The organism is Streptomyces montanisoli, assembly GCF_017813245.1.
GTDB lineage: Bacteria > Actinomycetota > Actinomycetes > Streptomycetales > Streptomycetaceae > Streptomyces > Streptomyces montanisoli.
Genome location: NZ_JAGIQL010000009.1, coordinates 1 through 13,126, shown reverse-complemented (window position 1 = coordinate 13,126; position 13,126 = coordinate 1). Strand labels below are relative to the sequence as shown.

Here is a 13,126-nt window from a genome sequence, read left to right as displayed (position 1 = left end):
GCGTGCATGAAAAGCGACCTCTTCGCCACCGAGCACCTCGCCCAGCAGCCCGCCGCACCCGGAATGACCCTCCAGAACGCCAAGTCGGTCAAGTACGTCGTCAACGGCGAGATGCACGCGCGCCAAGGGGCCATGATCGCCTTCCGCGGCAATCTCCAGTTCGAACGCAAGGGCCAGGGCGTCGGCGGCATGCTCAAGCGCGCCATCACGGGCGAGGGGCTGCCGCTCATGGCCGTCAGGGGCCAGGGCGAGGCGTGGTTCGCGCACGAGGCGGCGAACTGCTTCATCGTCGAGATCGAGCAGGGCGACGCCCTGACCATAAACGGCCGCAACGTCCTGTGCTTCGACCCGACCCTCAGCTACGAGATCAAGATGGTCAAGGGCGCGGGCATGACCGGCGGCGGCCTCTTCAACAGCCTCTTCACCGGCTACGGCAAGCTCGCCGTGATCTGCGAGGGCAACCCGATCGTCATCCCCGTCTCCACGCAGCAGCCCGTGTACGTGGACACCGACGCGGTCGTCGGCTGGAGCGCCCAGCTCGAGACGACGCTGCACCGCTCCCAGTCCGTCGGCTCGATGATCCGCGGCGGTTCGGGTGAGGCCGTCCAGCTCATGCTCCGCGGCGAGGGCTTCGTCATCGTCAGGCCCAGCGAAGCCACCCCCGCGCAGAACGGCGCACACTGAGCGCGGCAGCGGCCGTAGCCTGGGCGGCATGACCGACTCCACGCACGCAAGCGACTCCACCGACGCCACCGGCTCCGAGGCCCGCGCGGACTGCGTGCTGTGCGGGGAGCCGACCGAGTATCCGGAGTCCATCAGGGGCGCCACGTACTGCCCCGTCTGCGAGTGGCAGGAGGCCCAGCGCCAGGCCTGTTCGGGCTGACCCCGCACGGACGGTGCCCGTGCGGGGCCGGCTCGGCGTGTTCAGGCGAGCGACGCGCTCAGCGTGATCGTCGTGCCGGAGAGCGCCTGGCTCACCGGGCAGTTGGCCTTGGCGTCCTCGGCGGCCTTCACGAAGCCGGCCTCGTCGAGACCGGGGACCTCGCCCTGCACGGTGAGGTGCACGCCGGTGATGCCGGTGCCGGGCTGGAAGGTGACCTCGGCCTGCGTGGTGAGCTTGGTCGGCGGGGTGCCGGCCTTGTCGAGGCCGTTCGACAGCGCCATCGAGAAGCAGCTGGAGTGGGCGGCGGCGATCAGCTCCTCGGGGCTGGTCTTGCCGTTCGCCTCCTCCGCGCGGGAGGCCCAGGTGACCGCCTGCTGAGGGATGCCGGAGGAGTCGAACGTGACGTTCCCTGCACCCTTGGGGAGGTTGCCCTCCCAGACGGTGTGTGCCTGGCGCGTGGTGGCCATGGTGGATCCCTTTCTCTGGTTGCGTACGGCTCCGGACGGTTACGTACGGCTTCAGAACCTATCCGGTGCCGGAACCTACCCGATCAACCCCTCCGCCTCCCTGGCCAGTGCGGTGAGCCGGGAGATGGCGCGGAAGTACTTCTTGCGGTAGCCGCCGTTCAGCATCTCCTCGCCGAACAGCCGGTCGAACGGCACGCCCGACGCCAGGACCGGTATCTCCCGGTCGTAGAGCCGGTCGGCGAGCACGACCAGCCGCAGCGCCTTCGACTGGTCGCTCACCGGGCGCACGTCCGTCAGGCAGACCGCGCGCAGCCCGTCGGTCAGGGCGCCGTACCGGCTCGGGTGGACCGTGGCCAGGTGGTCGAGCAGGTCGGGGAAGGCGTCCAGGCTCGCGCCCGCGGTGGCCCCGGCCGCGGCGGTGACGCGCTCCGCCGGGTACGGCCGCGGCGCCTCGGGCAGCCCGCGGTGGCGGTAGTCGTCGCCGTCGATGCGCACCGGCCTGAAGTGCGCGGACAGACCCTGGATCTCGCGGAGGAAGTCGACCGCGGCGAACCTCCCCTCGCCGAGCTTGCCGGGCAGCGTGTTGGAGGTCGCGGCGAGCGCCACGCCCGCCTCGACCAGCCTGCCGAGCAGCGTGGAGACGAGGACGGTGTCGCCGGGGTCGTCCAGTTCGAACTCGTCGATGCACAGCAGACGGTGGCCGCTGAGCGTGCGGACGGTCTGCTGGAAGCCGAGCGCGCCCACCAGGTTCGTCAGCTCCACGAACGTGCCGAACGCCTTGCGGTCGGCCGGCGCGGGCGCCGCGTGCCAGAGCGAGGCGAGCAGGTGGGTCTTGCCGACGCCGTAGCCGCCGTCCAGGTAGACCCCGCGCGGCCCCGCCTGCGCGGCAGGCCTGCGGGCGAACCAGCGGCGTTTGCCGCCCGCCGCCCCGGCGTCGTCGCCGATCCCCGCGGCGAAGGCGCGCAGCACCTCGACCGCCTCGGCCTGGCTCGGCTGCGCGGGGTCGGGCACGTACGTGTCGAAGCGCACGGAGTCGAAGCGCGGCGGCGGCACCATCTCGGCCACGAGCCGGTCGGCGGGTACCCGGGGTTCGCGTGCGCACAGGGAGAGGGGGGCGGCGGTGCTGGAGCCGCCGGCCGCGGCGGTCGAGGAGGTCACATTGCCCAACTCTAGGAGTTTGACCAGACTGCTTCGCATGCGACGCCTGTTCCCTGTGACCTATCCGACACCCGAGGGGCCGCCGCCCGGCGGCGACCGCACGTGGACGCTGGAGGAGCTGGCCGACGCCTACGCGTACCCGGCCCTGGCGGGCGGGCGGCCCTGGCTGCGGGCGAACATGGTGTCGACGCTGGACGGGGCGGCCCAGCACGAGGGCCGTTCGCAGACGATCTCGTCCGCCGGCGACATGCGGATCTTCGGGGTGCTGCGCGCGCTCGCCGACGTCGTCGTGGTGGGCGCGGAGACCGTACGGCAGGTGGACTACCTGCCCGCGCGGGCCAGGGAGGCGTTCGCGGCGCGGCGTGCCGCCTCGGGGCAGGGCCCCGCGGCCGCCATCGCCGTGGTGTCGGCGAGCCTGGCGCTGGACTTCTCGCGGCCGCTGTTCACCGCACCGCGCGTGCCGACGCTGCTGCTCACGGGGGCCGCGGCGCCGCCGGAGCGCGTGCGGGAGGCGGAGAAGGCCGGCGCCGAGGTGGTGGTCGCCGGCGACGGCCCCGGAGTGGATCCGGTGCGCGCGGTGGACGCCCTGGCGGAGCGCGGCCTGACCAGGCTGCTGACGGAGGGCGGGCCCCGGCTGCTCGGCCAGTTCGTGGCGAGCCGCCTGCTCGACGAGCTGTGCCTCACGGTGTCGCCGCTGCTCACGGCGGGGTCCGCGCAGCGTGTGGCGGGCGGACCCGAGGTCGCCGTCCCCGAGCGGTTCGAGCCGGTGTCGCTGCTGAGCGAGGACGGTTTCCTGTTCTGCCGCTACGCGCGCGCCGGCGCCGAGTGGATCTCCGGCGATCAGGGGTAGCCGAGAGACCGAGGACCGGGACGAGCGGAGGTACGGCCGTGAACGGATTTTCGAGCCCACCTGACGGAATCTCTCGTTCCGGTTAGCTTCGGCTGGGCAGACTAGTCGCGACCCCGTGCGAGCGCGGGGAAGGATGGTTTCAGCAGTGGGCCGCGGCTGCGGCCCGCCAGGACGGACGGAAGGGCGCCTGTCGTGTTCACGAGCGTACTGATGATCGAGAAGGCCCTGACGCCCGAGGACGTGGAGTTCGTGACGACGCTCCACGGCGACCAGAAGGTGTCTTTCGTGGTGCTCATGCAGCCACGCGGTGACCAGGCCGACGTGCTGCTGCGCGCGATCGACGACGTGGCCTACGGCGAGCTGAAGGAGGCCTCCCAGGAGGCCGAGGAGCCGGAGGGCGAGGAGGCCAGACACCCCGCGCGCGTGGCACTCGCCCACTCGCTCACCGCCCTGCGCGGCGCGGGCACCGAGGCCACCGGGCAGGTCGTCGAGAAGCACCCGCTCGACCGGCTCAAGTCGGCCGTCGAGGAGTCGGGGGCCGACGAGGTCATCGTGCTGACCGAACCCCACTACGTGGAGGAGTTCTTCCACCGCGACTGGGCGTCGCGGGCGCGGCACCAGGTCGGCGTACCGGTGCTCAAACTCTTCGCGCACAGCGAATAGGGTGAGGCGCGACCCACGGCCTGACATGTCAGGCTCCCGCGCGAGCCCCCACTGGAGACACGTATGGCATCCGCCACCGGCATCCCCGCCGCCATGGAGCGGCCGCACTTCATCGGCATCGGCGGCGCGGGCATGTCGGGCATCGCCAAGATCCTCGCCCAGCGCGGCGCGAAGGTCGCGGGCAGCGACGCCAGGGAGTCGGCCACGGCCGAGGCGCTGCGGACGGTCGGGGTCGGCGTCCACGTCGGGCACGACGCCGCGCACCTCGCCGACGACGCCACGTGCGTCGTCGTCTCCAGCGCCATCCGGGCGGACAACCCCGAGCTGGTGCGGGCCGAGGAGCTCTCCATTCCCGTGGTGCACAGGTCGGACGCGCTCGCCTCGCTGATGCGCGGCGGGCGCGGCCTGGCCGTCGCCGGCACGCACGGCAAGACGACCACCACGTCGATGCTGGCGGTCGCACTCGGCGAGCTGGGCCTCGCGCCCTCGTACGCCATCGGCGGCGACCTCGCGGGCCCCGGCACCAACGCGAGCCACGGCGACGGCGACATCTTCGTGGCCGAGGCCGACGAGAGCGACCGCAGCTTCCAGAAGTACGACCCCGAGGTCGCGATCGTCCTCAACGTCGAGCTCGACCACCACGCGAACTACGCGTCGATGGACGAGATCCACGAGTCGTTCGAGAAGTTCGCGGCCAAGATCGTGCCCGGCGGCACGCTCGTCGTCTCCGCCGACCAGGCCGGGGCCGTCGAGCTGACGGAGCGGGTGCGGCGCGCGCGGCGAGCGCGTAAAGACACCGACGCGCCGCGGATCGTCACCTACGGGCTCGCGCCGGACGCGGACGTCCGCATCCTTGCCATCGAGCCGAACGGGCTGACCAGCCAGGTGACCGTCGTGCTCGACGGCGTGGAGGTCGCCTTCGAGGTGTCCGTGCCGGGCCGCCACTACGCCACCAACGCGGTCGCCGCGCTCGTCGCCGGCGTGGCGCTCGGCGTGCCCGCGGGCGACCTGGCGGCGGCGCTCGGCTCGTACACCGGGGTCGGCCGCCGCCTCCAGCTCAAGGGCGAGGCCGGCGGCGTGCGGGTCGTCGACTCGTACGCGCACCACCCGACGGAGATGACCGCCGACCTGGAGGCCATGCGGGCGGCGCTGCCCGGCGAGTCCAAGCTGGTCGTCGTCTTCCAGCCGCACCTGTTCTCCCGCACGCGGGAACTCGGCCGCGAGATGGGCGAGGCGCTGGCCCTCGCCGACGCGTCGGCCGTCCTCGACATCTACCCCGCGCGTGAGGACCCGCTGCCCGGCGTCACCAGCGAGCTGATCATCGACGCCGCGCGGAGCGCGGGCGCCCGGGTCACGCCCGTGCACGACAAGGACTCCGTTCCCGGCCTTGTGGCGGGAATGGTCGGGGGTGGTGACCTCGTTCTCACCATGGGGGCGGGTGACGTCACGGACCTCGGCCCGCTGATCCTCGCCCGCCTGGGCGACTGAGAGGAGTTCGCGTGGCATCCGGAATCAAGAAGGCATACGACGTCGTCAAGACCGACGACCAGTGGCGTGCCGATCTGTCCGACAAGGAGTACGCGGTTCTGCGCGAGGCGGCCACCGAGCCGGCCTTCACCGGCGAGTACACCGACACCAAGACGGCGGGTGTGTACGCGTGCCGCGCGTGCGGCGCCGAGCTCTTCCGCTCGGACACCAAGTTCGAGTCGCACTGCGGCTGGCCGTCGTTCTTCGACCCGAAGGACAGCGACGCGGTGGAGCTGATCGAGGACCGCTCGTTCGGCATGGCCCGCACGGAGGTCCGGTGCGCGGCCTGCGGCTCGCACCTCGGCCACGTCTTCAGGGGTGAGGGCTACCCCACCCCGACGGACGAGCGCTACTGCATCAACAGCATCTCGCTGAAGCTCACGCCCGACGAGGCCTGAGCCCTACCCGGCGGCCCGGCCGCAGCGGCGACGTCCGCTGCGGCCGGGCCGTTTCGCGTGCGCACCCGACGGCAGTCGTATCGTCCGACCCCGTGCATTGACGTTCCTTCAGAAAACAACGCAAAGCGGTTGAAAAGTCCTCGCTATCTCTCCACAAGTTGAGTCAAGCACCAGCAGTTACCGTAGGTAGCTGGATGAATGCTCTCCGTGTCAATCGCAGGTGGTGTGCAGCGAGGAGGGCGTGTGGTGGTGCTCGGCAGGGCGCGCGAACGGGGCGAGAGGATCGCGGGGGCGGCCGCGGACAGGCTGCTCGAAGCGGGGCGGCTGGTGCGTACCGCACCGGTCACCAGCGACGGCAGGGCGGTGTTCCGCTCCGACCAGTCCGTCAACGACAGCCCGTACCGGGAGCGCTGGTCGCACGACAAGGTCGTGCGCTCCACCCACGGAGTCAACTGCACCGGCTCGTGCTCCTGGAAGGTGTACGTCAAGGACGGCCTGATCACCTGGGAGACCCAGCAGACCGACTACCCCACGGTCGGCCCCGACCGGCCCGAGTACGAGCCACGCGGCTGCCCGCGCGGCGCGTCCTTCTCCTGGTACACCTACTCGCCGACCCGCGTACGCCACCCCCTGGCACGCGGCGTGCTTGTCGACATGTACCGGGAGGCGAAGCGCAGGCTCGGCGACCCCGTCGCCGCCTGGGCCGAGATCACGGCCGACCCCGAGAGGCGCCGCGCCTACCAGTCGGCCAGGGGCCGCGGCGGCCTCGTGCGCGTCTCGTGGGACGAGGCGCTGGAGATGGCCGCGGCCGCGCACGTCCACACCATCGGCAGGTACGGGCCCGACAGGGTCGCGGGCTTCTCGCCGATCCCGGCCATGTCCATGGCCTCGCACGCGATCGGCGCGCGGTTCATGTCGTTGATCGGTGCGCCGATGATCTCGTTCTACGACTGGTACGCGGATTTGCCGGTGGCGTCGCCGCAGGTGTTCGGGGATCAGACGGATGTGCCGGAGTCGGGGGACTGGTGGGATGCGGCGTATCTGGTGCTGTGGGGTTCGAATGTGCCGGTGACGCGGACGCCGGACGCGCACTGGATGGCGGAGGCGCGGTACCGGGGGCAGAAGGTGATCGTGGTGTCGCCGGATTACGCGGATGCCACGAAGTTCGCCGACGAGTGGCTGCATCCGCACCCGGGCACGGACGGCGCACTCGCCATGGCCATGGGCCACGTCATCCTCGCCGAGTACTTCGTGAAGCGGCAGGCGCCCTACTTCGCCGACTACGTCAAACGCTTCACCGACCTGCCGTTCCTCGTCTCGCTCGACAGGCGTGAGGACGGCAGGTACGTGCCGGGCAAGTTCGTCACGGCCGCCGACCTCGGGCTCGCCCAGGACGCCGACGCGGAGGCCCGCCGCTGGATGCCGGTGCTCGTCGACTCGGACACCGACGAGATCGTCGCCCCGAAGGGCACGCTCGGCCACCGCTGGTCCAAGAGCGGCGCGGGCAACTGGAATCTCGACCTCGGCGGCGTCGACCCGCTGCTCTCCTTCCACCACCACGGCGGCACGGGCGTGGAGACGGTGCTGCCGCGGTTCGACACCGCACCGGGCGGTCACGACGCGCCCACCGTCGCCCGGGGTGTGCCCGCCCACGAGGTCGGGGGTCACCTCGTCACCACCGTCTTCGACCTGCTGCTCGCGCAGTACGCGGTCGGCAGGCCGGGACTGCCCGGGCAGTGGCCCGCCGGGTACGACGACGCGGCGACGCCCGGCACCCCCGCCTGGCAGGAGGAGATCACCTCCGTGCCGGCGGCCGCCGCGATCCGGGTGGCGCGCGAGTTCGCCGACACGGCCGAGAAGACCCGCGGCCGCTCCATGATCGTGATGGGAGCGGGCACCAACCACTGGTTCCACTCCGACACCATCTACCGCTCGTTCCTCTCGCTGCTGATCCTCACCGGCTGCCAGGGCGTCAACGGCGGCGGCTGGGCCCACTACGTCGGCCAGGAGAAGGTGCGCCCGTACACCGGCTGGCAGCAGCTGTCGACCGCCGCCGACTGGGTGCGCCCCTCGCGCCAGATGGCCGGGACCCCGTACTGGTACCTGCACACCGGCCAGTGGCGCTACGAGGCGTACGGCGCCGACGCCCTCGCGTCCCCCACAGGACGCGGCACCTTCACCGGGCGGCACACCGCCGACCTGGTAGCCCAGTCGGCCCGGCTCGGCTGGATGCCCTCGTACCCCACCTTCGACGGCAACCCGCTCGACCTCGGGCGGCAGGTGCGCGACAGTGGTGAGGAGGCCGGCGACTGGGTCGCCGACCGGCTCGCCGACGGGCGGCTCCGCTTCGCCTGCGAGGACCCCGACGCGCCCGCCAACTGGCCGCGCGTGCTCACCGTGTGGCGCGCCAACCTCATCGGCTCGTCCGCCAAGGGCAACGAGTACTTCCTGCGCCACCTGCTCGGCGCGCGGGACAACGCGAGCGCCGAAGCGGCCCCCGAGGGCAGCCGCCCCCGCGACGTCACCTGGCGCGACGAGGCGCCGCGCGGCAAGCTCGACCTGCTGCTCTCGCTCGACTTCCGCATGACGTCGACCACGCTCTTCTCCGACCTGGTGCTGCCCGCCGCCACCTGGTACGAGAAGCACGACCTGTCCAGCACGGACATGCACCCCTACGTGCACGCCTTCAGCCCCGCCATCACCCCGCCCTGGCAGGCGCGCACGGACTTCGAGATCTTCCACGGGCTCGCCCGCGAGGTCGCCGAACTGGCCGAGGGACGCCTCGGCACCGCCTACGACCTCGTCGCGACGGCGCTCCAGCACGACTCCGAGGACGAGACCGCCCAGCCGGGCGGCACGGTGACCGACTGGGCGGCCGGCGGGCCACCGCCGCAGCCGGGGCACACCACCCAGCGGGTGACCCTGGTCGAGCGTGACTACACGGCCGTCGCCGACAAGCTCGCCGCGTTCGGGCCGCTGGCCGAGGAGCACGGCATGACCGTCAAGGGCGTCACCGTGCAGCCGCACGCGGAGGCGGTGCGGCTCGCCGAGCGGTGCGGCACGTCCGCGGCCGAGGGCCCCGCGCTCGGCCGGCCGTCACTCGACACCGACGTCAAGCTGTGCGAGGCGATCCTCGCCCTGTCCGGCACGACCAACGGCCGCATCGCCGCCGAGGGGTTCAGGCGCCTGGCGGACCGCTGCGGAGCGGACACCGGGCTCGGCGAGCTCGCGGACTCCGTCGCCGAACGGCGCGTGGTCTTCTCCGACACGCAGGAGCGGCCCGTACAGGTGGGCGCCAGCTTCGAGTGGTCGGGCAAGGAGGCCCCCGACCGCAGGTACTCGCCCTTCACCGTCAACACCGAGCACAACAAGCCCTGGCACACCCTCACCGGACGGCAGCACTTCTACCTCGACCACGACTGGATGGCCGAGCTGGGCGAGCAACTGCCCGTGTTCCGCCCGCCGCTCGACCTCGCGGCGCTGAACGAACCCACCGGCGAACCGGGCGCGGCCGGAGAGCGGGCCGTGACGGTGCGTTATGTCACACCGCACTCGAAGTGGTCGATCCACTCCGAGTACCAGGAGAACCTGCTGATGCAGACACTCGCACGGGGCGGACCCGTCATCTGGATGAGCCCCGCCGACGCCGCCGCCATCGGCGCGGCCGACAACGAGTGGGTCGAGGCCGTCAACGCCAACGGCGTGGTCGCGGCGCGCGCCATCGTCTCCCACCGCATGCCGCAAGGCACCGTGTTCATGTACCACGTCCAGGAACGCCTCGTGAACGTGCCGCGCACCGAGGCGACCGGACGCCGCGGCGGTGTGCACAACGCCCTCACCAAGCTGCTCATCAAACCGACCCATCTCATCGGCGGATACGGCCAGTTGTCGTTCTCGCCCAACTACTACGGACCGACCGGCAGCCAGCGCGACACGGTCACCACCATCCGCCGCCGTTCCCAGCACGTGGAGTACTGACATGCCTCGCAGCAAGAGCCGGCGCACCCAGCGGCACACCGGGCGCCCCGCACGGCCGCGCCGGGTCATGGCCCAGGTCGCCATGGTGATGAACCTCGACAAGTGCATCGGCTGCCACACCTGCTCCGTCACCTGCAAGCAGACGTGGACCAACCGCACCGGCACCGAGTACGCGTGGTTCAACAACGTCGAGACCCGCCCAGGACAGGGCTACCCACGCGGACACGAGGACCAGGACAGGTGGCGCGGCGGCTGGCAGCTCAAGCACGGCCGCCTCGTGCCGCGCACCGGCGGCAGGGCCCGCCGCCTCGCGCGCCTGTTCGCCAACCCCGAACTGCCCACCCTCGACGACTACTACCAGCCCTGGACGTACGACTACGAGAACCTGACCACCGCCCCACTCGGCGACGACCTGCCCACCGCGCGCCCGCGCTCCCTGATCGACGGCTCGCCCACCGACGTCACCTGGGGGCCCAACTGGGACGACGACCTCGGCGGCGGCCCCGAGCAGCTCGCCGCCGACCCGGTGCTGCGGAAGATGAGCGACAAGGTCCGCCTTGAGTACGAGCAGGCGTTCATGTTCTACCTGCCGCGCATCTGCGAGCACTGCCTCAACCCCGCCTGCGTCGCGGTGTGTCCCTCCGGCGCGCTGTACAAGCGCGTCGAGGACGGCATCGTCCTCGTCGACCAGGACCGCTGCCGCGGCTGGCGGATGTGCGTCAGCGGCTGTCCCTACAAGAAGGTGTACTTCAACCACGCCACCGGCAAGGCCGAGAAGTGCACCTTCTGCTACCCGCGCATCGAGGCGGGGGAGCCCACCGTCTGCTCCGAGACCTGCGTCGGCAGGCTCCGCTACCTCGGTGTGATGCTCTACGACCCCGACAAGGTCGGCGAGGCGGCGGCCACCACCGACGAGCAGGACCTGTACGAGGCGCAGCTCGGCTGCTTCCTCGATCCCGACGACCCCGAAGTGGCGCGCGACGCCGAGGAGTCCGGCATCCCGCACGACTGGGTCGAGGCCGCACGCCGCTCGCCCGTACGCGCCCTCATCACCGACTACCGCGTCGCGCTGCCGCTGCACCCCGAGTACCGCACGATGCCGATGGTCTGGTACGTGCCGCCGCTGTCGCCCGTGGTCGACGCGCTCACCTCGTCCGGGCACGACGGCGAGGACCCGGCCAGCCTGTTCGGCGCCATCGGCTCCCTGCGCATCCCGCTCGAATACCTCGCCGAGCTGTTCACGGCGGGCGACACCGCGCCCGTGGAGGCCGCGCTGTGCCGGCTCGCCGCGATGCGCTCCCACATGCGGCGCGTCAACCTCGGCGAGGAGCAGGACCCGGAGATCGCCCGCTCGGTCGGCATGGACGAGCGGTCGATGCGTGCCATGTACCGGCTGCTGGCGCTCGCCAAGTACGAGGAGCGCTACGTGATCCCCACCGGGTACACCGACCCGGCGGGCGGCGATGCCGGGCCCGGCGGCGGGTGCAGCCTCGACGCGGCGGGCGGCCCCGGCATGATGCCCGGCGGCCCGCTCGACCCGGACACCTTCCACGCGCCACCGCTCGTGCCCGCGGGCGTGAGCGCCGCAGCGGGAGCGGGCGCCGGCGCCGGCGCGGGTGCAGGTGCGGGCTGCGGCGGTGGGCACGGCGAGCAGCAGGCCGCGGCCGGCGGGCTGCTCGGCCGCGTCAACCTCCTCAACTGGGACGGCAGGGGCCGCCCCACGGGGCTCTTCCCGCGTCCCGCGGCGGACGCCGCGCCGGGCGAGGGCACCGGCGCCTCCGGTTCCGGCACCGGCAGCGGGGAGCCGCGGTGAACCGGCCCGCCGTACTGCAGGCAGCCTCGCTGCTCCTCGGCCACCCCGACGAGGGCTGGCCCGGCCTGCTCGACACCGTGCGCGGCGCCCTCACGCCCCTCGACGCGCCGGAGGCCGTCCCTCTCCTGCGGTTCTGCGACGCCGTCGACGGCACACCCGCGCTCGAACTGTCCGCGCGCTACGTCGCGACCTTCGACCGCAGCAGGCGCCGCTGCCTCTACCTCACCTACTACACCGACGGCGACACCCGCCGCCGCGGCGCCTCGCTCGCCGCCATCAAGTCCCGCTACCGGGCCGAGGGCTGGCAACCGCCCGACGACGAGCTGCCCGACTTCCTGCCGCTCGTGCTGGAGTTCGCGGCACGCTGCCCGGGGCCCGGCACCGCCCTGCTCGTCGAGCACCGGGCCGCCGTCGAGGTGCTGCGCTACGCGCTCGGCTCGTACCTCAGCCCGTACGCCGACGTGCTGCGCGCCGTGTGCGACTGCCTGCCGGGCGCAGGGCCCTCCTGCCACGAGGAGGCACTCAGGCTCGCGCGCTCGGGGCCGCCGGCGGAGAGCGTGGGCGCCGGCCCGCAATCCGTGGCGCTCGACCCCTTCCCCGTCCGGCCCGCCGGACTCGACCCCCGAGGAGCCCGCAGGTGACCCACCTCGACATCGCCCTGTGGGGCGCGCTGCCCTACCTCGTGCTCGCGCTGCTCGTCGCGGGCACCGCATGGCGCTACCACTACGACCGGTTCGGCTTCACGACCCGCTCCAGCCAGCTCCACGAGAACCGGCTGCTGCGCGTGGGCGGCCCGCTGTTCCACTACGGGCTGTTCTTCGTCGTCGCCGGCCACGCCGGGGGCCTCCTCGTCCCCGAATGGGTCACGGACCGGCTGCACGTCAGCGAGGAGCTTTACCACGAGAACGCCCTGCTGATGGGCGGGATCGCGGGCGCCGCCACCGCGGCGGGACTCGCCGTCCTGCTGTACAGGCGGCTGCGGGTGCGCGCCGTGCGCCGGGCCACGAGCCGCAGCGACCGTATCGTCATCCCGCTGCTCGTCGCGGTCATCGCCGCCGGGCTCGCCGCGACGGCATCGGGCGCCGCGGCCCAGTCGTACGACTACCGCGAGGGCGTGTCGATCTGGTTCCGCAGCCTGTTCACGCTCGACCCGGACGTGGCCGCGATGGCGCACGCGCCCCTCGTCTACCGGCTGCACGCGCTGCTCGCCATGGCACTGTTCGCCCTCTGGCCGTTCAGCCGCCTGGTGCACGCGTTCACCGCGCCGCTCGGCTACCTCGTCCGCCCGTACGTCGTCTACCGCTCGCACGCGCGCCCCACGCCCTACCGGCACCCCGCGAAACCGGCGGTGCCCGCGCCGGGCGGGCCCCGCGACCGGCCGCTCAGGCG

General features: G+C 72.4%; 12 protein-coding genes. 10 read left to right on the top strand and 2 right to left on the bottom strand.

Annotated elements, in window-relative coordinates; translation table 11 throughout:
- The first annotated feature begins 6 nt into the window (after window positions 1-6).
- Both JFN87_RS04220 and JFN87_RS04215 read left to right on the top strand, forming a co-directional pair.
- Window positions 7-684, top strand: a complete 678-nt coding sequence (locus JFN87_RS04220) for an AIM24 family protein (protein ID WP_209338491.1) — start codon at window positions 7-9, stop codon at window positions 682-684.
- 28 nt (window positions 685-712) lie between these two features.
- Complete coding sequence (locus tag JFN87_RS04215) at window positions 713-883, top strand: hypothetical protein (RefSeq protein ID WP_209338490.1); 171 nt, start codon at window positions 713-715, stop codon at window positions 881-883.
- Between the two features lie 41 nt (window positions 884-924).
- On the opposite strand, the gene JFN87_RS04210 is transcribed toward JFN87_RS04215, so the two are convergent.
- Both JFN87_RS04210 and zapE read right to left on the bottom strand, forming a co-directional pair.
- Window positions 925-1,350: an OsmC family protein gene (locus JFN87_RS04210; RefSeq protein WP_030901007.1), complete on the bottom strand. Its 426-nt coding sequence runs from the start codon at window positions 1,348-1,350 to the stop codon at window positions 925-927.
- Between the two features lie 75 nt (window positions 1,351-1,425).
- The gene (gene zapE / locus JFN87_RS04205; RefSeq protein WP_209338538.1) at window positions 1,426-2,508 is read right to left on the bottom strand and encodes a cell division protein ZapE; all 1,083 of its coding nucleotides are present in this window, start codon (window positions 2,506-2,508) and stop codon (window positions 1,426-1,428) included.
- Between the two features lie 37 nt (window positions 2,509-2,545).
- Between zapE and JFN87_RS04200 the strand changes: the two genes are divergently transcribed.
- The 8 genes from JFN87_RS04200 to narI form a co-directional block, all read left to right on the top strand.
- Window positions 2,546-3,358: a pyrimidine reductase family protein gene (locus tag JFN87_RS04200; protein ID WP_209338489.1), complete on the top strand. Its 813-nt coding sequence runs from the start codon at window positions 2,546-2,548 to the stop codon at window positions 3,356-3,358.
- A 210-nt stretch (window positions 3,359-3,568) separates the two neighbouring features.
- A complete protein-coding gene (locus JFN87_RS04195) occupies window positions 3,569-4,021 on the top strand; it encodes an indole-3-glycerol phosphate synthase (protein ID WP_209338537.1) in 453 nt (150 codons plus the stop codon).
- Between the two features lie 63 nt (window positions 4,022-4,084).
- Complete coding sequence (murC, locus tag JFN87_RS04190) at window positions 4,085-5,509, top strand: UDP-N-acetylmuramate--L-alanine ligase (protein ID WP_209338488.1); 1,425 nt, start codon at window positions 4,085-4,087, stop codon at window positions 5,507-5,509.
- 11 nt (window positions 5,510-5,520) lie between these two features.
- On the top strand, window positions 5,521-5,946 hold the full coding sequence (gene msrB / locus JFN87_RS04185; protein ID WP_307865295.1) for a peptide-methionine (R)-S-oxide reductase MsrB: 426 nt from the start codon (window positions 5,521-5,523) through the stop codon (window positions 5,944-5,946).
- 246 nt (window positions 5,947-6,192) lie between these two features.
- Entirely contained in the window at window positions 6,193-9,924 is a 3,732-nt protein-coding gene (locus JFN87_RS04180; RefSeq protein ID WP_307865294.1) for a nitrate reductase subunit alpha, read from the top strand.
- 1 nt (window position 9,925) lies between these two features.
- The gene (gene narH, locus JFN87_RS04175; RefSeq protein ID WP_372449176.1) at window positions 9,926-11,737 is read left to right on the top strand and encodes a nitrate reductase subunit beta; all 1,812 of its coding nucleotides are present in this window, start codon (window positions 9,926-9,928) and stop codon (window positions 11,735-11,737) included.
- Window positions 11,734-12,378 carry a nitrate reductase molybdenum cofactor assembly chaperone gene (narJ, locus tag JFN87_RS04170; RefSeq protein WP_209338486.1) on the top strand — a complete coding sequence of 215 codons (645 nt, stop codon included), beginning with the start codon at window positions 11,734-11,736 and terminating at the stop codon, window positions 12,376-12,378. The genes narH and narJ overlap by 4 nt, the downstream gene beginning before the upstream one ends.
- Window positions 12,375-13,126: respiratory nitrate reductase subunit gamma (narI, locus tag JFN87_RS04165; protein WP_209338485.1), on the top strand; the 752-nt coding region annotated here is incomplete at its 3' end. The genes narJ and narI, both read left to right, overlap by 4 nt.